Origin of the sequence: Sphingomonas sandaracina (assembly GCF_036663695.1) — a bacterium.
Taxonomy (GTDB): Bacteria; Pseudomonadota; Alphaproteobacteria; order Sphingomonadales; family Sphingomonadaceae; genus Sphingomonas.
In genome coordinates, this window is the sequence record NZ_JAXOJK010000001.1 from 42,128 (window position 1) to 66,281 (window position 24,154).

At 63.7% G+C, this 24,154-nt stretch carries 15 protein-coding genes; 2 read left to right on the forward strand and 13 right to left on the reverse strand.

The window, feature by feature from the left end; all coding sequences use genetic code 11:
- Window positions 1-1,173 precede the first annotated feature (1,173 nt).
- The 13 genes from U1707_RS00205 to U1707_RS00265 all read right to left on the reverse strand — a co-directional run bounded on the left by U1707_RS00205 (window position 1,174) and on the right by U1707_RS00265 (window position 19,436).
- Entirely contained in the window at window positions 1,174-2,259 is a 1,086-nt protein-coding gene (locus tag U1707_RS00205) for a RelA/SpoT-related domain-containing protein (RefSeq protein ID WP_332798156.1), read from the reverse strand.
- A 242-nt stretch (window positions 2,260-2,501) separates the two neighbouring features.
- Entirely contained in the window at window positions 2,502-2,963 is a 462-nt protein-coding gene (locus tag U1707_RS00210; RefSeq protein WP_332798157.1) for a hypothetical protein, read from the reverse strand.
- Window positions 2,964-3,019: 56 nt separating this feature from the next.
- Window positions 3,020-3,253, reverse strand: a complete 234-nt coding sequence (locus U1707_RS00215) for a hypothetical protein (RefSeq protein ID WP_332798158.1) — start codon at window positions 3,251-3,253, stop codon at window positions 3,020-3,022.
- A gap of 52 nt (window positions 3,254-3,305) precedes the next feature.
- Window positions 3,306-3,542, reverse strand: a complete 237-nt coding sequence (locus U1707_RS00220; protein WP_332798159.1) for a hypothetical protein — start codon at window positions 3,540-3,542, stop codon at window positions 3,306-3,308.
- 362 nt (window positions 3,543-3,904) lie between these two features.
- Entirely contained in the window at window positions 3,905-5,065 is a 1,161-nt protein-coding gene (locus U1707_RS00225) for a C40 family peptidase (RefSeq protein WP_332798160.1), read from the reverse strand.
- Window positions 5,066-5,544: 479 nt separating this feature from the next.
- Window positions 5,545-6,471, reverse strand: a complete 927-nt coding sequence (locus tag U1707_RS00230; RefSeq protein WP_332798161.1) for a pPIWI-associating nuclease domain-containing protein — start codon at window positions 6,469-6,471, stop codon at window positions 5,545-5,547.
- A gap of 1,210 nt (window positions 6,472-7,681) precedes the next feature.
- On the reverse strand, window positions 7,682-9,142 hold the full coding sequence (locus tag U1707_RS00235; protein WP_332798162.1) for a carboxylesterase/lipase family protein: 1,461 nt from the start codon (window positions 9,140-9,142) through the stop codon (window positions 7,682-7,684).
- A complete protein-coding gene (locus tag U1707_RS00240) occupies window positions 9,139-9,912 on the reverse strand; it encodes a GDSL-type esterase/lipase family protein (RefSeq protein WP_332798163.1) in 774 nt (257 codons plus the stop codon). Before U1707_RS00240 ends, U1707_RS00235 begins: the two co-directional genes overlap by 4 nt.
- Window positions 9,913-9,924: 12 nt before the next feature.
- Complete coding sequence (locus tag U1707_RS00245; RefSeq protein WP_332798164.1) at window positions 9,925-11,889, reverse strand: glycoside hydrolase family 97 protein; 1,965 nt, start codon at window positions 11,887-11,889, stop codon at window positions 9,925-9,927.
- Window positions 11,890-11,892: 3 nt separating this feature from the next.
- A complete protein-coding gene (locus U1707_RS00250) occupies window positions 11,893-14,835 on the reverse strand; it encodes a glycoside hydrolase family 2 protein (protein WP_332798165.1) in 2,943 nt (980 codons plus the stop codon).
- A gap of 85 nt (window positions 14,836-14,920) precedes the next feature.
- Window positions 14,921-16,441 (reverse strand): tryptophan halogenase family protein, encoded by a 1,521-nt coding sequence (locus tag U1707_RS00255; RefSeq protein ID WP_332798166.1) that lies wholly within the window; start codon window positions 16,439-16,441, stop codon window positions 14,921-14,923.
- A complete protein-coding gene (locus tag U1707_RS00260; RefSeq protein ID WP_332798167.1) occupies window positions 16,438-17,910 on the reverse strand; it encodes a tryptophan 7-halogenase in 1,473 nt (490 codons plus the stop codon). The genes U1707_RS00255 and U1707_RS00260 overlap by 4 nt, the downstream gene beginning before the upstream one ends.
- Entirely contained in the window at window positions 17,907-19,436 is a 1,530-nt protein-coding gene (locus U1707_RS00265) for a tryptophan halogenase family protein (RefSeq protein ID WP_332798168.1), read from the reverse strand. Before U1707_RS00265 ends, U1707_RS00260 begins: the two co-directional genes overlap by 4 nt.
- A 251-nt stretch (window positions 19,437-19,687) precedes the next feature.
- Here U1707_RS00265 and U1707_RS00270 point away from each other — a divergent pair, with 251 nt between their 5' ends.
- Both U1707_RS00270 and U1707_RS00275 read left to right on the forward strand, forming a co-directional pair.
- Window positions 19,688-23,071 carry a TonB-dependent receptor gene (locus tag U1707_RS00270; RefSeq protein WP_332798169.1) on the forward strand — a complete coding sequence of 1,128 codons (3,384 nt, stop codon included), beginning with the start codon at window positions 19,688-19,690 and terminating at the stop codon, window positions 23,069-23,071.
- 39 nt (window positions 23,072-23,110) lie between these two features.
- Window positions 23,111-24,127, forward strand: a complete 1,017-nt coding sequence (locus U1707_RS00275) for a cupin-like domain-containing protein (protein WP_332798170.1) — start codon at window positions 23,111-23,113, stop codon at window positions 24,125-24,127.
- Window positions 24,128-24,154 lie beyond the last annotated feature (27 nt).

The following is a 24,154-nucleotide window of genomic DNA, read 5'->3' on the forward strand; positions in this document are numbered from 1 at the left end:
CGAGGCCACCCTGCCTGATGTTCCAGGCATGCCGGATCCAGTTGGTCTGCCCGGTCCCGGTGAAGTGCTTCACCGCTGGTATGATCGCCTCGTCCACCAGAAGGCGGTCCGGTGCCCTGTCCCAGAGCCCCGCCGCCGCGTTCACCACTGCGAGCATCGCCGTAAGGTCGCCCAGCCCGTGCGCCTGCGCGACCACTGCGCCTAGCCTCCGCGCGTCGGGCACGCTCTCGGTTGCTAGCCAGTCGGCGAGGCTGCCGAGGAATCGGCCCTCGGCGATCCAGGTGTCGGCGAAGCGGCGGACGTCGTCCTTTCGTCCGGCGGCGTCGAGGCCGATTAACATGACCAGGAGAATGGGGGAGAGCGTGTCGTCCATCGCGCCGAGGAGATGGAGGGCCACGTCCGGCCTCACTTGCGCCAAATGCTTGGAGAAGTTGGAGAGCGGCACGCTGCTGCCCGTCGCCAGCCGTTCGGAAAGGTAGCGCCGCAAGCGAGCGGTCCACGCCAGCGCGCCCTCCGCATCGATGCTGGCGACGATTGCCGGCCACCTCGCCTGTCGCCAGGCGTCGGTCGCCTGGAAGTCGAACGGGTCCGCGGTCCAAGCCAGCGGCCGGACGGAGTCGTGGCCGATGAGCACCTTGTACAAGAGGTAGTCCTCGTTCGCGTTCAGGTCGTCGCGCAGTGCGATCAGTTCGCCGATCACACGTTGCTGGGCCGCTACGAGTTCTTGGTCGCTGGCCATGTCGGGTGGCACCGAGCCATACCAGTGATGGACGTGCAGCGCTCTCACCTCCATCTCGCGACGGACCTCGAGGCCGCAATCGGGGGCGATGCCACGCTGGATGGCCGCGACGCGTGCGGCGTCGTCCATGACTATGGTGCGCAGCGCCGCGCTTCCACCATGGAAGGGCGGCCGCGACGCCTCGTCCATCGCGTGCAGAATCTCGCTCCGCACCATATCGTCCGTCGCTTGGCCGAGCATGCGCTCCAAGATCGAGATCGCATCCGCACGGACCCGCTTGAGTGCGGCGGAGGGTGCGACCGTCCCCTGATGGATCTGCAGCGTGTTCAACTCAGCGCCGCGGCTGGTGCCGCCAACTTCGGAGGAGAGCACCTTCTCGATCATCCCAATGACGAGCCCCCTAGAACGCTCGGTCGGGTCCGGGTTGAGCTTGGCTATGCCGTCGACGACGATCCGCTGGATCGCCGGGCCGTGTGTCCGCCACACGTCGAGGTCGTGCTCCGCGAAGCGCTTCGCCTCTTCAAGCCAAACGCGCCGCTCGCCCTCGTCGACCGCCGATCCGTGCATCTCCAGGAGACCGACAGCGATCGTTCGGGATCGCAGTATCGGTGGTGGTGAAGAAGCGAGGCGAGCTTGCGGGCGACGCCTTCGCCCGTCTCGCCGTCGTATGGCCCGAGCACCGTCTCGATTTTGGTAGCTACCGTGCCACGCGTGCGGGACGCCACGGCCACGAGGTCGGGCAGTAGCTCTAGGAAGCGCTCGCCGCGGTTTGCCAGGCGATGCATGACCACCTCGTCGAGGGTGTCGATTGCGGTCGCAATCTCGTCGTTGCTGCTGGAGGTCCTGATGGTCGTGATCGCTGGCTCGAAGGCGTCCTCGGCCTTCATGAGCAGTGCGATGTCACGCGCGACTTTGTCGAAGTCGTGGCCGGCGGGCAGCAGGTGCTTGCTCATGACCTCATCCATGCGCTTCTTGGTCTGCTCAAACAGGGCCCGGTCGATGTGGCGGAATACCGGAGCCTTGTAGAACGTGTCGTGGTTCATTTCCGCCCAGGCGTGGTTGAGCAGGGTCTGCACCTGGATCTCGGCCTTCAGCCCCTCGAACTGCGCGTACTCGGGAAGCGCGAGGCGCTCGGCTCTGAGCCCGACGAAGTAATTCGTGCTACTGAACAGGCGGGTCTCCGTCTCCGTGCCCGGCACCGCGTGGTGGACGTTGACGCTGACGACCTCGAAGTTGTCGTGGATGATCCCCGAGCCGAGGAAACGCTGGACCTGCCCGTTGGTGAGGAAGACCACCCGGGCGCCGGCGAGATCCTTCAGCTGCTGCTCGATCGCACTGTTCGGATCGATTTTGCGATCCTCAAGCTTCGTAGCAAGCGAGTCCGGATCTTTGGCACGCCCGGAGATCGCGTGCGGCACCATTGCGTGCGCCTTCACCGCCGCCGCCAGCACCTGTCTTATCGCATCGACGAAGGCGACGTATCTCGCCCGGTAGAAGAGCCGGTATTCATCGAACGTCATTGCACCCCTCCGCCGGACCTTCCCCGGCTAGATTTAAACGCGATTCCTGAACGGCACCACGTTCGGCGGCTCACCACGCTCTGCGGCAGCGCGCTTCAACACCTCTGATTCACATGTTGCTTAAGACGATTGGATGTCCAAAGTCGGGTGGGCGGCTATCGTCCAGGCGTCCGGAACTGAGTCGCTTCACCTTAGGTGTCGAGGTGCATCCTTTCGATGAAAGCTGACCTATCGCGATTCCTTTAGCAGCTCCATGCCTGCACGTCCTTGTACTTCTCCGCGACTGCGAAGATCGCACCGTAGTTGCTGCGCTTCAGCTCGCCTGAATAGGTCAAGCCGTGCTTTTCCGCGATCGCTGCCAGGGTGCTGTAGTGGTCTGGCAAGGTCTCCGTGGCCGCCGATCTTACCTTTGGTAGTAGCACCTCGTCCCGGACCTGCTGATCCACCTTGTCTGACAGTATTGCCGCCGCGAGCAAGTTTAGTTGGTAGAGGTAGCGATCTCCCTTCGTCGCTATTTCCACGAACGCGTTCGTGTCGTCGGGAGTAGCAGCGTATGCAGAGATCGCCTTCGTGTACTCGCCATAGGTCTGGTCGTGCTGCTCGATTAGTTTGGTCGTATTTTGAAAGTTCGTCTGCTCGAAGTCGCGCCGTTCCTTCTTCGTGACCCAGATGCGTGGGACGAGCAGACCTGCAAGGAAGGTCAACGCTGCGGGCACTATAATTGCGGCCCACGCGAGTGTCGGCTGATCGCATGGCAGGCTCACTTACTCCGCGCCTGCGCGAGCAGCGTCGCGATTGTGTCAGCCTCGCTCTTAATGACGAGGTTTTGAACGATCTCGAACAGCTCGTCCGCGGCTTGGAGCCCGGCATCTTCTGGATGCTGTCCCTTGCGGATGAGCTGTTCCGCGAGCTCCGCCCACCGTGCAGCGTCTGCCTCAGTGGGAACCGTGCGAAGCCGATACTTGATCCGAAGCGCAACGCCGAGATCCCTCATGCCATACCTTCCTGTTTAAAAAGTCGGTTTGAACGCCTTTTTTGGCGGCCGCTCAATTGCTGCGAGCCTCCGCCAGCAGCGCCTTGATGGTGTCTGCTTCGGAGAACAGCAGGATGGCGTCAAGTTCGCCAAAAGCCTCCAACGCCGCAGCACGCCCCGCCTGTTCCGGCTCGTCGCCGTTGGCAATCGCCTCCTCGACGCGGCGGCGCCATTTCGTGATTTGGACGTCCGAAGGATCTCTCGTCAGGCCGTACTTGATGCGGAGCTTATGGGCGATTGCGTCTGTCATCCGGCCACCTTGTGACTACTTGTCGCTACAAACACTTAGTCTCCGAGCAACCGTGCTTCAAAGCGCTCAAGTGCAGGATGAACGACTGGCCGGTCCTGGGCAACCCAAAGGCACCTCTGAATGGCCACTTCTGGGTCGCAGCGCTGGAGGTAGTGGCTCGGCCAACGAGCGTCACCAATGGAAATAAGCATCCCGGATCGCTGCAGGAAGGCAGCCTATGCGCCATGGTCGAAATGCCTGCCGGCCCGTTTTGGCGGTGCTGTACCTTTGCCTGAAGCTTAGGTGCAGACGAAGACTGCGGGGGCTATGGCTCGGATGATAGCGGACCTGATTGGGAGCAAACCGCGCACACGATCGAGGCGTCAGCCGGGATCGCCGAGCCGAGTCAAAATTTCCTGTAGCGCCTTCTGCATGCGTGAGGCGAAGGCGATGCTCTCCTCCTGCATGCTGCAATGGGCGTCAATTGACTGCCACTTCCGTCCCACGCTCATAGACATCAGCGCACGTTGCCTTTCGACGAGGCTGCGCTCCCTCGCGTCATATTGGCTACGGAGGGCGTGGACGTCGATGTCGGGAGTGGCGGAGAAGGATTCTCGCAGGTCACGTTCCATCTGCCGATTGTCGCTCGCGACGATGTCGGCGAAAAATCTCTCGATCGCGCCGTCAGCCTGCTGCGTCGCGAGGGCGTCATCGAGTTCAGTAACAGCGCGCAGAAAGTCGAGGCGTCTGCCCTCGGCGATCTTCAGCGTGGAGGCGTCCGCGTTCAGGATGAGGAGTAGCATGCCGAAGTAGGTGGTCTGCCGCTCAGGGCCGGCTTCCGGGAACATGTTGACGAGGCGTTCTGCCTGGGGGAGCGCAGCCTTCGCGTAGCGCTGGAACGTCTCAGTTTGCGGCGAGGACGGCGTGGGAGCGTAGTCCCCGTCCAAGGCGGTCATGGCTTCGACGTTGCGAGGGGCAAGCGCGCGTTGGAAGATGACGCTTGTAATGTCGACCAGGCGTTCGATCTTTTCTATGGTGGCGGGTGTCGTTCGTTCGACAGACACGGCCGCGAACTCCTCAGCACCGGCCATGGCGAATGCCTGTGCGACGTAGGCCGAGCAGAACGTTCCGTCGTCGCCTGCCGTTGCCTTGCCGGTTCCAACAGGAAGGACACTCTGCCTCGCCTGACGTAATGAATACTCGCGTCCTACGCCCATCTGGGCGTGAGACGCCGCCCTTCTTGCGACGGTTTCGTCCGGATGGCGGAACGCCCTGACGTTCTCGATTGCGTGAACGAAGCAGTTGGCCAGCGAAAGTGAGCTTACTCCGTCGCTGCCGGCTTCGGCGAACGTTGGCGGACTTGTGCAGATCAGCACGTGGCTGAAGCTGCTTCCGGCGGCCTCGCGCACGCGTCGTGATATGTCGAGCGAGCGTTCGTCCTGCGACTCCATGGTAGAGGTCAGGATGATATCACCGGGCCGCAGCAGCGACACGTTGGGGAGGAACACCATTCTCCCGTCGTAGCGGGGATTCTTGTCACCCATCGTAGACTCCCTTCCGCCGCGTCCCCTCGGGTCGACGTGGGCTGGCAACGCATTTATGGCTTGATCCATCGGGCTGCGCAATGGAATCGTGTCGGTGGTGTCGCCCCTTAAAGGGGCGTCCACCTGAGAGTCGCCCGGCCGCGTTTCGCTTTCCGCTCGTCCCCGCCCGTTCGTGAGCCAAGTTGGCTATCGGCCATCCAAACCTACGCAAGAAGATGAATGAGCGGCAGAATGTGGAAGATCTCAAACCGTGCATAAATGGCGGATTGGGGGTCACGGGCGCGCGGCAGCTCACGACCAGACCCGGTCGATCAGACGAGCAGCTTTAAGCGTCTGATCTAATCAAAACCGGCCGTTCGCGATGGGAAAAGCAGAAGGTCAGCAAAGCGCCCAATGCGGGTCGTTCCATCGCCTGTTTGAGTATCCCAAAAGCTGCCGTCTGTTCATGCCGCGTTGACGGCCAAGGTTAGCGGTAGTGCTTAAAGATTGGTGTCATCGGTGTTCTGAACTCCATCATCAATGTCGTCATCGTCGCCAATGTCGAACCATGCCGACGTGTCGATCTCGCTCGTGATCTCGGCCTCGCCGAGGTCCTGCGGCGTCTCGACCGGAACCTGGAAGCGCATCCCGATCGGGAATTCATCGCCGATCTCCGCTCCTTCGCCCCTCCGCCGGTCGCTTCCCGAGCCGTAGAGCAGCGTGACGCCGACTGAGCCCGTGACCTCGTATTCGACGTGGGTCGCGGTGATGCCGATGACCTGGCGCTCGTCGACGCCGACCCAGTCGACCGTGTGGTGCGTCGCCAGGATGTCAATCTCCCCGACGGTCTCAGTCGTGAACTTCTCGACCGCCTCCCTCTGCAGCCCGTCCGCGATGCAGTCGACGATCTCCCGCCGGTAGTCGCGCTGCGCCTCGAGCAGCTCGGCCAGGGCGACGAGCACATCATTGGCGATCGCATCCTGTTCGTCGAGATCGCGGACGATCGTGTCCTCTCGGCCGTGAACGTGCTTATTGAGGTCGCTGTAGGCGCCGATCACCTCTTTGATCAGCGGCTTGACGTCGATGCCGGCGATCTCCTCGACCTGCTCCACTGTCAGGCCGCCGATGAGCGCGTAGGTCAGCCGCGCGTTGCGCACGGGCTTGTTCTGGCCCTCCACCGGCCCGAACCATTTGCATGCCTCGACCTGCTCGCGGGGTGCGAGTGCGTCCATGACGTGGTCGAGGAAGATCCGGATGGCGGTCGCGAATAGGTTCAGGCGCAGCGGGTTGTCGCGCTGCTCGAGCGCGAGGGCGGCCCCGAGCATCGCGTCACGGGTGAAGTCGGTCGGCGCCAGGCCGATCATCGAGTGGGCCAGCCTCGCGACGTCGATGGCCGCCCGCTCCGCCGGCATTGCTTCGCCGACCATCACCGCTGCACCAGCTGTGCCGCAGCCAGACCCGCGACCGGCATGCGCACCGCCCAAGGAAATCGAATATCGATAACATACTACTGCAGCAAACTACAGAATGACTAACTTTGACAGATAAATGGTATTAGAGCAAGTCTTATATGTAGAATTCATTTGACGTCTCAGCTATGCAATATAGAATTCAGTCATCTGATTCAAGCGTATTTTCGTCAACTTTGTATTCCATAATGACGTATCAATCTGAGATCTGAAATGCGAAGGCATCTGCCATAACTTTACAATGTATTACCATATTTTCCAGGATAGAGGGTCATTACTTGAAAACTTTGATTGGAATATTCTCCTGCCCATCTGCCCATCTGCCCACGCGAGAACGTCAAAGACTAATCGCCAATCTTAACTAGTGTATTAGTGATAGACACTGACCGTTCTTAGATCGCGTCATTGGTTATTTGCTTTGTATCTCGAAGTAACTATAATCTAATAATATCTTGAATCATGGTATTTATTGAATTCTGCATCGGGAGATCTGCAATGCGTTTGATATTGGCTAGGTGCGTCTTTTGACGATAAGACGCACTTATTGCCCCACTGCTAGTAAAAAACAGGAGAAGCATTGATAAACCTGCTACCCCTCTTAAGCAGGGATTGCTTTTCGCCATCCGCGTTTAGTACCCTGTATCTCTCATGGCTTATCCCAGTCCATTTGCTTGATAAGATTCGCGGATGGTTCGTCGATACCTCCATCGACGCTTAGCAATGGACCAGTGAGTAGAGCGGGGGCGTAGTTCGAGTCGAGTATGGTGCTGAATAGTTTTCCTGCGGAATAATTAGCGCAGGGCTCGGCAGTGGCTTGGTGAACGACGACATTTAATTTCGTGGCGCGGCTCGCGGCTCGCGGCTCGCGGAGTGCGAGGTCAACCTTATGCATGTCATGACGTGGGGCGGAGCTGGCCATACGGTGCGAGAGGCCGTATCGCGGTCGCACTCTACGCATAGCTATAAGTTCGCGCATGGCCGACAGGGCCAAAACGCTAACACGATCCGATCCGGCAGTCGCTACTATCGTCGAGCACCGAATTGATGACTCGGCCCGGTCGCTGATCGGGCTGACGATTGCAGTCTGTTACTCGGTTGATAAACGCAACTTCAGCCGGATCGATAGTTCGAATTGGCTCCTAGGGTCGTAGAGGGAAAGTGAAGTGTGTTACGGTACGGTGCGCATGCCGCAGACGTTGGCGCGCAGATCGTTACCGAGTTGTGGGCCGCCATTAACGAAGCCTAGATACGTTTTCGTCGTCAGATCGTAGCGCTTCCAAGTCGGAAGGCCCGGCGCGTTCGGATAACCGGTGCGTGCGAAGGCGAGCCAGTAAGCTTGCATCGGCGGTGCCCCTGCTTCGAGGTCCTCGCCGTTCGTCATTACGTAGCGGATCTCGCTGCCGTGCGTCACTGACTTAGCGTCGGGGGCGGTATAGTCAAATTGATACTGCCAGACCGGCTGGCCCGCGCGGGATCGTGCGGCAGCGACCACCGTCACTGGGCAGCGAAAATTGATATCGTTCGACAGGATCAGGTTGAGATCGCCCATGCGCGGATCGGCGACGGGGATCGTGTCCAAGCCGTACTCTATCCGCGCAACGGCGCCGTTGCTCCCGAATGCGTCCCTGATCGCCTCACCGGCGCGCGGTACGCCGCCGTGGAGCGTCAACTCGCGAGCGTTGCTGCCGACGATCAGCGGGGCGGCGTTGCCGCCCTTTGCCAAGGTCGCGGCGGGGGGCTCGGTGAGAACGCGGCCGTCTACGATCGCCTGGAGCCAGATAAAGCTTTTGTCAGCGAGCCCCGGCACTTCGACCGCTTCGGTCGCGGCGATCAGCGCGGCGACGGAAAGTGCGCGCAGAGCTGCTGCAGTCTGCGCGATGCCGGCCTTGGCCGCGATCGACATGCCGAGGCGCTCGTTTTCGGCCAGGCTGCGCGGCGGGGTGCCGAAGCCGGGCGTCCCGCTTTCCTCGATTGCCTTCGCGAACAACCCCCGCGATCCGGGGCTTAGCAGATGAAGACCGACGTCCATTGCGCCTGCGCTCTCGCCGAACAGCGTGACGTTGGCGGGATCGCCGCCGAACGCGGCGATGTTGGCGCGGACCCAGCGCAGGGCCGCCTGCTGGTCCATCAGTCCGTAATTGCCCGATGCGCCGCCGCCTTCGCGGGTTAGCGACGGGTGCGACAGGAAGCCGAGCGCGCCAAGCCGGTATTGCAGGCTGACCAGCACCACCCCCTTGCGTACCATTCCGGACTGGATAGTTCCCGCACCGCCGCCGGCGTAGTTTGAGCCGCCATGGATCCAGACCATTACCGGCAGCGGCCTGCCGGGCTTCAGGTCCGGTGTCGCAACTTCAAGGTATAAGCAGTCCTCGCTGGCGAAGCTTGCCGCCTGTGTGTTCCAGCCGCGATCGACCTGAGGGCAGGACGGCGCAGATTTGGTGGCGTCGCGCGCACGCGTCCAGCGCCGCATGGGCTGTGGTGGTTTCCAGCGGAGCGGGCCGGTCGGCGGTTCGGCATAGGGGATGCCGCGGAACAGGTGGCGACCGTCCTCGGTAACTTCGCCGCGCAACGTGCCCTGCTGTGTCGCAACGACTGTGGCGGCGGCGAGCAACGCGGCGAGCAGGGTCACCGGGCGATGACCGCGCGCGTCGGAGCGGGGCGCGCCAGGGCCGCCTTGAACGCGCGTTCAGCAACCGGTGCCATCACTGCATAGCCAGCGGCTGTCGGGTGGACGTGATCCGAGGACAGCCCCTCGCGCATGCCCATCGTACCGGGCGCGACCAGTGCGGACCAGTAGTCGGCGTAGGTCGAGCCGGTCGCGGCCGCATAGGCCTTGAGCCACGCGTTCATCGCGACGATCTTGCTGCCGGTATCGAGGCCCGGCCGCCATGGATACTGGTCGGCGGGCGGGATCGAGGCGAGGATGACGCGGATGCCGTTGGCTTGCGCGAGTTCGGTCATCGCGCGGATGTTGGCCTTGCTCTCATCGGGCGTCATCGGCCCGGTGTTGAACGCGATATCGTTGGTGCCGGCCATGATCTGCACGACGGCGGGCTTGAGCGCGATCACGTCTGCGGGGAAGCGCACCAGCATCTGCGGCGTGGTCTGGCCGCCGATACCGCGACCGATCCGGCCGGGGGTGAAGAACGCGGGGACCTGATCGAACCAGCCTTGCGTGATCGAATCGCCGATGAGGACGATCCGCGGCTGGCCTTTGACGGGCGCGGGCAAGGCAGCGTTCGCGTCGCGGTACCGGCCGAGATAGGCCCAGTCGGTGTGCAGGCGTTCCTCGGCTTCCTTAGCCCATTGCGCCTTCTGCTCGGGCGTCGGGTTAGCGGCGAAGGCGGGGGATGCCGCGGCGATGGCAAGCGTGGCGAGCAACAGGCGGGTCGGCGTCATTACAGGTGTTCCTTATCGGATCGGAACGAGACGGATCGCGCCGCCGCCCGATCCTGCAAGAGTGAGGGTCAGCGTGTCGCGCGAGGTGACGGTGCGCGCGGTGGCGACGACATCGGTCGGCGCATCGCCGTCCTGCCAGATCGTCGCGGTGAACCGGCCGCTGCCTAGGAAATCGAGCGGTACGTCGAGGGTGCGGGGAGTCTCGTCGGTCATCGCGCCGACATACCAGTCCTTGCCCGATCGCCGCGCGGTGACGATCCGCTCGCCGATCACGCCCGACACGACGCGGGTTTCGTCCCAGCTCGCCGGCACCGCACGCACGAAATCGAACCCCGCCGCGCCCGCGTAATTATCGGGGCTGTCGGAGACCCCCGTAAACGGGCTGTCGAACACCACGTACATCGCCAACGCCTGGCCGCGCGTCGTCTGGACCATCGGCGTCTGCGGCTCGATCCGGAACGTTGCCGGCGTCGCGTTGCGGAAACCGCCGGGCGTATAATCGTACGGCCCGGCCAGTCCGCGCGTGAACGGTAGCGTGACGTTGTGCCGCGCGGTGATGCGCCGCGTCCATTTATTATATTCGGCGCCGAGCACACCCTCCTGCGTGAGGAACTGCGGCCAGGTGCGCGTCGCGCCGGTCGGATGATAGGCACCGTGCAGGTCGAGCATCAAATGGGTGTCGGCGCTCGCTTTGAAGATTCGCTGGTAGAAGTCGACGATCTGCTGGTCGCTGCGGTCCATGAAGTCGACCTTCACGCCTTTAATGCCCATCGCCGCATAGCGCGCAAACGCCGCGTCCATCTTCGCGTCGAGCACGCGCCAGTTCGCCCAGAGCCACAGACCGACCTTCCTGTCCGCGGCGTAGCGGACGAGGTCGGGCAGATGGATCGTGGGGACGACGGTCATGATGTCGGCACCCGGATACACCACCGGCCCGCCGCCGCTATTGATGTACCAGCCCTCGTCGATCAGCATGTAGGGCAGGCCGGCGGCGGCGGCAAAGTCGATATATGCCTTGATCGTTGCGTCGTTCATCCCCGCGGTGGGAAGGGCCTTCAGCGTCGGGCCGTTCCACCAGTCCCATGCGGTCTTGCCCGGTTTGACCCAGGAAAAATCGCCCTTTGGTGCGGGGTTGAGGCTGGTCAGGATCGTCGACTCGATGAGCTTTCCCGGCGTGTCGCCGAGCAACACGACGCGCCACGGCGTGGTCAGGCCGGTGGTGCGTATGTCGGCCTTCACCGCAATCCCGGGATCGTCGAGCCGGGGCGTCAAGCGCGTCGCGAAGCCAAGCGCGCCGGTCTCGCGCCCGGTGAGATACGCACCCGAATAGTCGTGCAGATCGGCATCGGTGATCGCGAAGCTCGTATCGCCCGTGCCAGTGCGGCAGGTGACCGGCATTTCGAACAGGTTGTGCGGGCGGACCTGCGACGCCTGTACCGGGTCGTATTCGCCCTCGTGACTGGTGTCGAAGCGGCCAAGGTTGAGGCCCCAGCAGTGATAGTCCGCGGGGAACGCAAATTCGGTCAGTTCGCCCGCCAGCCTGAGATCGGTAAAGGCGGGTTGGACGGGCAGGCGATAGCGGATCGCGACGCCATCGTCATAGGCGCGAAAGACGATATCGAGCCTTCGCCGCGCGCCGCCGGTTTCGGTCAGGCCAAGCGTCAGTTCGTTATAGTGGTCGCGCGCGGTGGAGGCCTTCCCCGCGATCAGCCGGTAGCGGGTGTCGATGCTGGTCCGCGTCGTGCCGGTGACGGCGGTATCGGGACCGAGCTTCTTGTACGCCTCGAATGCGAGACCGAGCGGGGACTCGTCGATCACCGGGCGGCCGTGGAACGCAATCGCGTAGGTCGGGCCCCTGGTCATTCGATCCTGGCCGATCGTGACGTCGATCGCGCCATCGGGGGATTGGAGATGGCGCTCTTGCGCCGCCGCTACCGCGGGTGCTGCAAGCAGGGCGAGGGCGGCGAGGATCTTCATGGCTCAGCGGACCTTGATGGCGGTCGGCGTCACGTTCCAGCCGCGCAACGCGACCGTCGTCGAGCCCTTGGTTGCGGCGGCGGGGTAGCGGATCTCGACCCGTCGCTTGGCGCCCGGCAGCAGCGAGACGTAGTTGTCGGTGAAATACGCAGGTAGGACCTGCGTGCCGTCAGCGTTTATCACCGTCAACTTCGTCGCCAGCGCGGCGACAGTGCCTGGATTGAACATGTCCACCGTGGTCGCGATCTCGTCGCCGTCGCGGCGGCTGGTCGCGGTCGACGTCAGCCGAACCTTCGCCATCGTGGTCATGCCGCGATACGCGGCGTCGTCTGCGCCCTGCCAATAGACGTTCTGCGAAACGCTCTTGCCCGCGGGATCGGTGACGTCCAGCGATACCAGTACCATGCCCTGCGTGAGCAGCGGTGCGAGATCGAGCGTGAAGGCATCCGCAACCAGCCCGGCGCCCGCGTTCACGGTCGCGCGCTGTTCGGCGAGCGTGCGGTTGTCGAGCGACGTCACCTTGGCATGCACGATCGCACCCGCGAGCGCCGGGCCGTTGTTGACGAGCACGACCTTGTGATCGGGCAAGTTCATCTGGACGTGGACCGGCTCCGACGCCTTCTTGGTCCCGTAGAACGCGGCATGCGTGTCATAGTCGGACGAGAAGATCTGCCACGCCGACGACGGCCAAGCGGGCTGCGTCATCCACAGCATCCGCGCGCTGTTGGTCGTCCACAGCCCGGCGTTGAACCCCTCGAAGATCGCGCGGTAGGAGTCGTATTCCATCATCTGCGCCTTGCGTTCGAAGTCGGGGAGGCTGGTGCCCGCGCCATAGCGCGTCGCGAGCGCATTCATGTACGTCTTGACCGCGCCGTTCCCGGTCTGGTGCCAGTCGTGATACGCCCATGTATCGCCGATCGGCCAGAGATCGGCCTTGGGCATCGCACGCGTCCAGGCCTCCAGCGTCGGGAAGCTGGGCGTGCCGAGTTCGACCGAGAAACCCTTGGCGTGTTCGTTGAAATAGGTGGATTCCGGGCGCCAGTTGTACGGCCCGCTGTTCTGCAGGTTCACGCGGTTCGACGAGCCCATGTACAGCCGGGTACCGTCGTCGCGGTTGACGATGTCCTGCAACGCCTCGTTGAGGATCGGCTGCGGCACGCCCTCGTTGCGGCCGAACCAGGCGACGATCGAAGGATGGTTGCGGAAGCGCTTCACCACGTCCTCGGCATTGGCGGTGAACAACGGCACGTCCTGCGCCTCGAGGTTGTAGTCCTGCGTCGATTCCCAGAAATCGTTGAGGATCATAAGACCGTGTTCGTCGGCGAGATCGTAAAAGGTCTCTTCGGTATTCTGGCCGACCCAGTTGCGGATGATGTTGAGGTTCGCATTCTGATGCAGCCGGAAGAACGGGAGCAGGCGCTCGCGCTCGGTCCGCTTCATGAAGTCGTCCATGCCGATATTGCCGCCGCGCGCGGCGATCCGTACGCCATTGACCTTGATTAGCAGGTACGGCGCGAGGCCGGCATCGCCCGCGATCGGTGTCACCGCGGGCGAGGTCTCAGCGCCGGGGACGAGCGAGGCGGCCCAGCCATTCTCGGTCTGGCGGATACCCTGGTGCGTGCCGTCGACGATCTGCGTGCCGAGCGCGCGTGCCTTGGACAGGTCGATCCCGACGCGGCGCAGCGTATCGGTCTTGTCCATCAGCGAGATCTCGTACGTCACCTGCCGCATGCCGAAGCGCAGCGCCTTGGTGTCCGATACCGCGCCGGCGACCGCGCTGGTCAGCGTCAGGTCGTGCAGCGCGGGCGCGCCATAGCCGTTCGGCCACCAGAGCTTCGGGTTGCGAACCGCGAGCGCGGGGAACTCGGCGGGTGCCATCGTCACGTCGGCGCTCGCATGCGGCGCGAGCGCGACCGACTTGCTGACCGTCACGTCGTCGAACTTCGCGGTGACGGTGGCGGTCGTCGGCTGGTCGGTCAGGTTGCGGACGGGGACGGTGATCTCGACATGGGCCACGCTGTTGTCGGCGTTGGGCAAGGTCGTCACGACCTGTGCATCGCCGAGCGCCGCCGGGCCGGTCGTGATCAGGTCGACGCCCTGCCACAGCCCGGTGTTGCGGTCGCGGATCGACGGGATCCAGTCCCAGCCCTCGGTCGCGACGAAGGTCGGGCCGTCGAGCATCTGCATCCCGCCATTCTCGCCGACGCCGGCGGTCATCGACTCCTCGTGCGCGAGGCCGGGATGCGGCGGCGGCGACACCTTCACGGCAATGACATTGCGGCCCGGGGCGAGCTTGCCGGTCACGTCGAACCGGCCGCGGATGAACGCGCCCTTCATCTTGCCGAGCCGCGCGCCGTTCAGCCAGATCTCGGCAGCGTAGTTCACGCCCTTGAAGTTCAGTTCGAGATGCTTGCCGGCGGTTTCGGCGGGTATGTCGATCTCGGTGCGATACCAATAGTCCTGCCGCGCGAGGCGCTCGGGGATCGCCATGTTGTTGAGCCCGAACGCAGGGTCGGCATAGACGCCGCGATCGACCAGCGTGGTCAGCACGGTGCCGGGCACGGTGGCGACGTACCAGGACTTCGCGTCATAGTCGGCGCGCGATACCGCTGCCCCGTCCGCCTGCACTGTGGGGGCTTCGGCGAGCCGCCAACCGGCGACGGTCCACAGCCCCGGCGATCGCTGCGCGAGTGCCGGGCCGCGCAGGGCGGGCTTGGCGACCGGCTTCGATAAGGGTGCGCGGCTGCGGGGCAGCGTGGCCGGGTCCTGCGGAGTGACTTGTCCAAGCGACTGGCGGACCTGCACCGGCCATTCGGATCTGACGGGGTCGCGCTCGGCATACCCGGCGGGCAGGGGCGTGGTTGGCGGCGTCTGGGCGACCGCCGTGGATGCGAGCAGCGACGCGAGCGCGGTGGCGCCAAATATACGGATCGAACGGTCGGTCATCAGTCATCCCCTTTTCGGCAGCCGGATCTCCGGCCGGGCTGCGCGATCAAACCATTAAAAAGCACGGGGAAACGAAAAAGCCAAATTATTTGGCAGATTCGATCCTGCGATCGAACGGGCCGTGACGAGCGACGAAGTCGGCATGGCCGGGGAGTGCCTGCGCGTTGCGTAATGTCGCCGCGCGGATCTGCCGGATTGCGTCCGCTACGCGGTCTGCATCGAGCGCATCGACGATGGGATCATAGCCGACCGGGATCACGTTCTGGCCGAGCAGCACCTGGACCCAGCTCGAGATCCCGAACAGTTCGTCGTCGTAGCGGAAGATGCGACCTTTTTCGCGGAACAGCGCGAGCTTGCGCATCAGGCTGTCGGGGATCGGCATCGTCCGAACATGCCGCCAAAACGCGGAATCGTCGCGGCGAGTGGCGTGATAGTGCAGGATGATGAAGTCGCGGACCGAGGTGTAGGCGTCGCCCATCAGCCGGTTATATTCGTCGCGTCCGACGTCGGAGAAGCCGCTGTCGGGGAACAGCGCGAACAGTTTCGAGATGCCGGTCTGGATCAGGTGGATGCTGGTCGATTCGAGCGGTTCGAGGAACCCGCCGGCAAGGCCTAACGCGACGACGTTGCCATCCCATAATTTCTTGCGGCGCCCTGCCTTGAACCGCAGTTGCCGCGGCTCGGCGGTGGGGTTGGAGTCGAGATTGGCAATCAGCACGGCGGTCGCCTCGTCGTCCGAGATGTGCGCGCTCGAATAGACATGGCCGTTGCCGGTGCGATGCTGGAGCGGGATGCGCCATTGCCAGCCGGCGGTACGCGCGGTCGCTCGCGTGTAGGGCAGCAGCGTGGCGCTCGGTTCGGTCGGCACCGCGACCGCGCGGTCACAGGGAAGCCAGTGCGACCAGTCCTCAAACGGCACGCCCATTGTCTCACCTAACAGGAGGCTGCGAAACCCCGAACAGTCGATGAACAGGTCGCCTTCGACCGATCGCCCGTCGTCGAGCCGGACCGCGCTGACATGGCCAGTGTCGGGATGCCGATCGGTGCCGGTGATACGCCCCTCAATCCGGGTGATCCCGCCGGCCTCGGCGCGGCGGCGCAGGAACGCGCCGTAGAGCCCGGCGTCGAAATGATACGCGTAGGCGAGGGGCTGTTGCCCGTTGGGGAGGCCGAACTTGTGCAGATAGGCGGCGACGGCGGAGGGGGCATACGCATCGATACCGCCGATGCCGGGGCGATCGCGCAGTTTCAGCCAGAGCTGGTGAAAGGCGAGGCCCTGGATGTCGCGGCCATGTCCGCCGAACGCGTGCATGTAGCGGTCCTCGCCAGTGTCCCAGCCGACGAATTCGATACCGAGTTTGAAGGTGGCGCCGGTCGCGCGGAGGAAGTCGCGTTCGTCTACGCCGATCAGCGCGTTGAAGCCCAGGATCGGCGGGATCGTCGCTTCGCCGACCCCGACGGTGCCGATCGCTTCGGACTCGATCAGGACGATTTGGCGCTGGCCGTCGTCGAGATAGCGGGCGGCCGCCGCGGCGGCCATCCAACCGGCGGTGCCGCCGCCGACGATCACGACCTTGCGGATCGGTCCAGGGTGCGGATCGGTCATCGGCCACGCTCCAATTGCGCGAGATAGGCGGGGTAGGCGGGCAGCCGCGCAGGGAGCGTCGCGGTCGCATCGGCAAGCCGCTTCAAGGCTGCGGTGATCGTCGCTGGCGAACTGGACGATGCAATCGGATCAGGCACGTGCGGGATCAGGCCGAGGCCGAGCAACAGCCCGTACCAGTCGTCTTTATCGAAACTTTCGTCCTCGTAGAACGGCAGACGACCGCGATGCGCGAATTGCTCGAGCGTGTGTGCGAGGCTGTCAGGACGCGGCAGGCGGGATGCTCTTTTCCAGAACGGACCGCGCGTTCGGCCGCTCGGCAGGTAATGGGCTGCCTGGTAGTCGCGCACGCGCGTAGCTTGCCGGTGGGTGCGCTGGTTGTATTCGGCGAGTTCGGTCGGCGCACAGTCTAGCCCCGGCAACAGGTCGATCGCGCGCAGGATGGCTGCGTGGGCGAGGTGCAGATTGGCGTTGGCGAGCGGATCGAGCATTACCGTGGCGTCGCCCAGCGCGAGGACGTTGTGCTTCCACGGTTCGGGGCTGACGCCCGCCGCGATCGGCAAGATCGTTTCGCCGGCGGGCAGGATGCGCTTTGCGCTCGAGTCCGACGTCTGATCGGCAGCAAAGGCCAGGCCGAGCAACGTGCGGTCGCGGAGGGGGCTTGCAAACCGCCAGCCCGCGGGCATCGCAACGAGATCATCGGTCGGTGTCGGAGCCTGGGCAGGCGCCGTCCCTAGCAACAATCTATCGACCGGAAGCCAGGACCGCCAATCGTCCCATTGCGTATCCAGCGCCGAGCGCAACGGCGCGGCAGGGCCCGCACAGTCGAGATATAGATCGGTGACGACCCGTCGGCCGTCCGCGAGCAGCAGCGCTGCGACCCGCCCGTCTTCACGGCGTTCGACGCCGGCAAAGGCGCCCGGGACGGGGGCGATGCCGATATGCCGAGCAAGTACGCGGAGCAGGTCGCGGTAGCGGGGCGGATCGAGCCGCAGCGCATAGCCGAAGCCCGAGATCGGCGAGTTCGGATCGTCGGACGGATGGACGAATTTTTCGGCGGCTGCGAGTACCGAGGGCACCGAGAAGGCATCGAACGCCGCGACCTTGCCGTTGCGCCGCGCGTTGAGCCAATGCTGATAGAACGCCCCGGGGGCGATCGCCCCGCCGCGCTCGCCATGCGCCAGGACGAACGGCGTCCCATCGTTGCTCCAGTCCGCCAACCGCGTGCCAAGTCGGTGCGTCGCGCCTGCAGCGAGAAGATCCCGTTCGCGCAGGCCGATCCGGTTATGGAACTCGGCGATCGAGGGCAGGGTGGCGGGCAGCCGGTCCGTCAGCGCGGCGGGGTCGTCCGGCGTCTCGATCAACGTCACCGCCAGCCCAGGTAACGCGCGCGCGAACGCGATCGCCGCGGACAGGCCGACAATCCCGGCGCCGAGCACGGCGATGGTGCCGATGGGCGTGCGGCTGGTCATGCAGCGATCGTCGCGTTGCGCCGAGCGATGAACGCGGCATGGTCGGGCATTGCGGTGGCGGTAGCGGTGACATGGTCTCTCAGGCTCGCGAGTGCGCGCTCGAGACCGTCTAGGCCGGGGCGATCGGCACGCTGGTCCCAGCTCTGCGGGATAATACCCTGGCCAAGATACACCGCGATCCAACTCGGTTCGAGGAACAGCCCCTCGCTATATTGGGTCACGCGGCCGGCGCCGCGGAACAGCTCCATCTTGTCGGCTAACGTGTCGGGGACCTGCATCGTTCGGACATGGTTCCAGAAGTCCGAATCGTCACGCGTGGTTGCGTGATAATGCAGGATCAGAAAGTCACGGATACGGTCATACTCCATGTCAACCATACGGTTGAACTCCGTCCGGTCGGTGGCGGCGATGCCCTCCGTAGCTGCGCGTTGCGGGAACAGCTCGATTAGCTGCGTAATCGCCATCTGCGCGAGGTAGATGCTGGTCGATTCGAGCGGTTCGAGGAATCCGGAGGCGAGGCCGATCGCAACGACGTTGCCGACCCAGCTGTTGCGACGACGGCCCGCCCGGAACTTGAGGAAGCGCGGGTCGGCGAGCGGCGTGCCCTCGACCGACGCGACAAGCGCATCCGCGGCGGCCTGATCCGAGATATGTGCGCTGGAATAGACATAGCCATTGCCGACGCGGTGCTGCAGCGGGATCCGCCATTGCCACCCCGCCGATTTCGCCGTCGCTCTCGTATAGGGTTCGATCGGCCCTTCAGGGGACGCGCAGGGCATCGCCACGGCGCGGTCGCAGGGCAGCCAGCGCGACCAGTCCTGCCACGGCTCGGCCATCGCGTCGCCCAGCAACAGGCTGCGAAACCCCGAGCAATCGACGAACAAATCGCCCTCGACCATCTCACCTGAGTTGAGGCGAAGGGCACGGACGTCGCCACTCGCCGGATCCTGGTCGACCGACACAATCCGGGCCTCCGTCCGGCGTGCGCCATGCGTTTCGGCGAAGCGGCGGAGATAGGGACCGAACAACGTCGCATCGAATTGATACGCATAGCCGAAGCTCGACGCGAGATCGTCGGGCGCGCCGTTGGGAATGGCGAACCGGCAGCGTTTGGCGGCGGCGACCGCGACCGAATAGTCACCGATCGGCTCGGCCCGCCCTTCGGCCGCGAGCCGAAGCCAGTAATGGTGAAAGCCGACATCGTCGAGCGGCCGACCGAACGTACCGAAGGGATGGATATAGCTGTCACCGATCGCGCCGAAATCGCGAAAGTCGATCCCTAGCTTGAAGGTCGCATGCGTGGCCCGCATGAAGTCGGCCTCGTCGAGCCCCAGCCGTTCAACGAACGCACGGATATGTGGCAACGTCGCTTCGCCGACGCCGACGATGCCGATCTCCGCCGACTCGATCAGGTGTACGGTGCAGGCTCCGGGCAACAGGCGCACGAGAGCCGCTGCGGTCATCCATCCCGCCGTCCCGCCGCCGACCACGACGACCCTAGTCGGCACCTTGTCCATGTCCGCCATTATCCTCTCGCGACGCTTTTTTTACCCGTTACCGGTAGGGCCGTTTCGAGCCTGTTACACTTTGGCCACACTTCGGCAATGTCTGTCACATCTGTCTATCAAATTGTCTTATCTGGCTTGTGGTCCCAAAAATAGCTGCCTAACACACTGGTAAGGCGAGCGAAGGACGTTCGTCGATCTGGGGAAGCGCGATTAGATCGTCTGCTCGACGAGCGGCGGCGATCGCGCTGAAGGATGCTTAGGGGATTATCATGGCTGGTGTTGCATCAACGCGCGCGATCGCTCGCGCGTCGCGTCTTGTCGGGGCAAGCGTTTCGGTTCTCGCGATCGCCGTGATGACACCATCGGCGTTTGCGCAGGTTGCCGATCCGGCTGCTGCTGCTCCGCAAGCTGTGCCGGCCCCTGCCGGCCCGGGCACCGCCAGCACGACGTCGGGCTCGGCCAGCCTCGACTCGGCGACCGCGGGCACGGCTCCGGGTTCGGCGAGCAACACCACCGGCACGTCGGGCGCTTCGCAGAACGCCGGCAATCCGACCCCCGATCCCGAGCGCGAGGAGATCGTCGTCACTGGCATCCGCCAGAGCCTGGCCAACGCGCAGAACATCAAGCGCAATTCGGACACGGTCGTCGACGCGATCACCGCTGAGGATATCGGCGCACTCCCCGATCGCTCGGTCAACGAAGCGTTGCAGCGCGTTCCCGGCGTATCGATCAGCCGTTTTGCGGCACCGAGCGATTCCGCACACTATTCCGCCCAGGGCTCGGGTGTCGTGATCCGCGGCCTCAGCTACGTTCGCGGCGAATTCAACGGTCGCGATGCGTTCGCCGCCGGCGGCGGCCGCGAGATCGGCTTCAACGATATCCCGGCTGAAATCGTCGGCTCGGTCGAGGTCTTCAAGAACCTCACCGCCGACCTGGTCGAGGGCGGCATCGCCGGCACCGTCAACATCAACACGCGCAAGCCGTTCGACTCAAAGAAGGACCTGTTGTTCCTCTCGGCCGGCATGAACCTCGGCGATCTGGAGAAGCGCGGTGCGCCGCAGTTCGTCGGGCTCGTCTCGAAACAGTTCGATCTGGGCAGCGCGGGACGGTTCGGCATCCTCGCCAGCGGCACCTACCAGAAGCTTTACAGCCGGTCGGACTCGGTGTTCATCTCGTCGATGCTGCCGCGTTACAACGACGACAAGAACGGCAACGGCGTGCAGGATGCCGGCGAAGGCCGCTTGTTGAACGCGGGTACGCCGTTCCAGTCGACGCTGTTCGATACCTTCCCGCTGCCGGCGGGGCGCGACGTGGTGTACGCCCCCCTGGGTGCAGGCTCGCGTTCGCAGGACTTCAACCGCACGCGCATCGGCTATTCGGGCGCTGCGCAGTATGAGACCGCGTCGGGCAATCTGCTGATCACGGGGCAGCTCGTTCGCGCCGAGTCGACTGATGATTGGCTCGAGCATACCGTCGAACCGAACGTCTATTACGGCGATGCCAACACGGTGTTCCCTGTCGGCGGCTCGGACTTCACCTACGACGACGATGGAGTCTTCACGAGCGGCACACTCGGCAAGCGGAGTGGCGCGGTGCAGGGCAACACGCCTAATGGTTTCGGCGTGCTCAGCCAGTTCGCACCGAACGGCGTGTTTACGACGGAGTCGAACCGACATTTCTTCTCGAAGTCGGTGTCGCAGGATCAGTCGCTCAACATCAAGTTCGAGCCGATGGACCGCCTACACCTGAATTTCGACGGGCAATATGCCACGTCGAAGGTGAAGGTCCGCGACGACATTCTCGATACCGCGACGTTCAGCCAGACCGCGATCGATCTGCGCGGCGGTATCCCGCAGATCACCTCGATCACGCCGGGCTTCGACACGACCAGCTACTTCGCGAATCCGAACTCCATCTATTTCCGCGACGCCTTCAACGGCCGTCAGGACAACAAGGGCCATGAGTGGGCGTTCCGTGGCGACGCGCAGTTCGATGTCAGCGACACGGCGTTCCTGCGCAACGTCCGGGTCGGCGGTCGATACGCCGATCGCAAGCAGCTGGTGAAGGCGGTCGACTACAACAACTGGGGGTATCTGTCGGAGACTTGGGCGGCAAAGGGTCCAGTGACCTATGCAGCGCTCGATCAGGACGAGCAAACCCTGCACAGTTTCACCAACTTCTTCCGTGGAAAGACCAATACGCCGCCGAGCGCTACATTCGTTGCTGACGACATCCTGCGCGATCATGACGCGTTCACCGATCTGTTGCGCAAGATAACGACGCTTGGCGGCGGTACTTATACACCCGCCGAAGACCGCAAGACGTCGGATGGCAGCGCATTGATTGACGGCGCGTACCTGCCGAACGAGGTGTACCGCAACCGCGAGCAGACCATGGCCGCCTATGCCCGCGCTGATTTTGGCGTCGAGGATTTCGGCAATGGCATGAGCCTGACGGGCAATGTCGGGGTGCGTTTCGTGCGAACCAAGGACAGCTCGAACGGCGCGATAACGTTCCCACAGCAGAACACGATTTTCGATCCGAACAATCTGCCGGCCAATCCCGCTGGTGGTGCGTATCCCGCCACGCTGGCCGGGTTCTGCCAATCGCAGCGCGACGTGCCGCCGACGTCGGGATCGATCAACGCGATCTGCACCGTACCCGCCGCCCAACAGGCAGCGATCCTCGCCTATGCGAATGGGTCATCGACGCCCGACATCGCCAAGCAGAAGTTCAACTTCTGGTTGCCGAGCGCGAACGTCAAGCTTCAGGTCACGCCGACCCTGCTGTTCCGCGCGGCGGGATCAAAGGCTATCTCACGACCTAATTTCGGTGATCTGCGTAACTACGTGGGCGTCGGCACGTCAGGCGGCAACACTGCGGGCAACTTCCAGTTCGCCGCGCAGTCGCGCAACCCGTTCCTACGACCGGTCGAGGCGCTCCAATTCGATCTGACCAGCGAGTGGTATTTCTCGAAGGTCGGTTCGTTGACCGCTACGGTGTTCCACAAGACGCTGTCGAACATTATCGTCGACAATCTCGGTTATACGCGTACGCTGACCAACAACGGCCAGACGTTCGATGTGCAGGTTAGTGGCCCTGCCAACGTCAACGGCAAGTCGCGGATCAAGGGTGCCGAAATCGCGTACCAACAGACCTTCGACTTCCTGCCAGGTGCTCTCAGAGGCTTAGGTATGCAGGCGAACTACACGTACGTGAAGGCGGGCAAGATCCCTAACCCGGTGCCTGCAAATGGCGCTGCAGATGGCAGCCGCCCGCCCCAAGACGTCGCTGGCCTGTACGATAATCTGCCGTTGCAGGGCCTGTCGAAGCATACCGCCAACATTGCCGGCTTTTACGACAAGGGGCCGTTCTATGCCCGCGTGGCGTATAGCTGGCGCTCGAAGTTCCTGCTGACCAACCGCGATTGCTGCTTCCCGTTCCTGCCGGTCTACGCATTGCCGACCGGGCAGCTCGATGCATCGGCGTTCGTGACGGTGAACGAGCACTTCAAGCTAGGCGTGACCGCCTCGAACCTGCTCGACGAGACGACCAAGACCAACTTCCTGTTGAACGGCGCCGGGCTCGAGGCACCGCGCAGCTTCTTCAAGAACGACCGGTCGTACACCTTGTCGGCTCGCATGACCTTCTGAGGTCTGGCGGGACGAGACGCCGGGGATTACACGCACGTCATGAGTGACATCCCCGGCCTTCCCGTTGCCGAAACGGGCGCGATCGATGCGGCGCAGTTCGAAGCCGAGATCGCGCACGGATATCGGCCCGTCGTCATGCGTGGGTTGGCGGCGCACTGGCCAGCGGTCCGCGCGGCGGGTCGATCGGACCGCGAGATCGGGGAGCACATCGTGTCATTCGATGGCGGGCGCTCGGCCGATGTCATGGTCGCACAGAGCGACGTGCGCGGGCGGTTTTTCTATAACGATGATCTGAGCGGCTTTAACTTCGAGCGTGCCAAGGCGCCGATTCCCACACTGGTTGACCAGCTGATCGCGCTGCAGGGCGTATCGGGAGCACCTGCGATCTACGCGGGAGCTGCCGCGGCGGGCGAATTTCTGCCGGGCTGGGCAGAGGCGAACGTCCTGCCGCTACCGACCCCCGATGCAGTACCGCGCGTGTGGATCGGCAACGAGAGCCGCGTTTCGACGCATTACGACGTGTCGAGCAACGTCGCGGTCGTTGTGTCGGGCCGGCGGCGGTTCTGCCTGTTTCCGCCCGAGCAGGGGCGCAATCTGTATGTCGGGCCGCTCGACGTGACGATTGCAGGACAGCCCGTAAGCTTGGTTGATCTCGAGGCACCTGATCTGGATCGTTACCCCCGGTTCGCGGAGGCGCGGGCGCAGATGCAGGTGACGGTTCTGGAGCCTGGGGATGCGATCTTCATACCGTCGATGTGGTGGCATGACGTGAAGGCGCTCGGGCGGTTCAATGTGCTGGTTAACTACTGGTGGGGTCAGGCGGGCGCGGCATCGCCGTTCCCCGCGCTAATCCACGCGATCCTCGCGATCCGCGATCTGCCGGACGGGGAACGCACGGCGGTACGCGGGTGGTTCGAACAATATGTGTTTGATGATGATGCGCAGAAAGCTGCCGTGCATTTGCCCGAGGAGATGCGCGGCGTGCTCGGAAGCCCTTCGCCGGAGCGGACCGCCGCGGTCCGCGGGTATCTGGCGCGAGCGTTGGACCGGCTTTAGCATCAGCCTGATTAGAGAAGGATCATA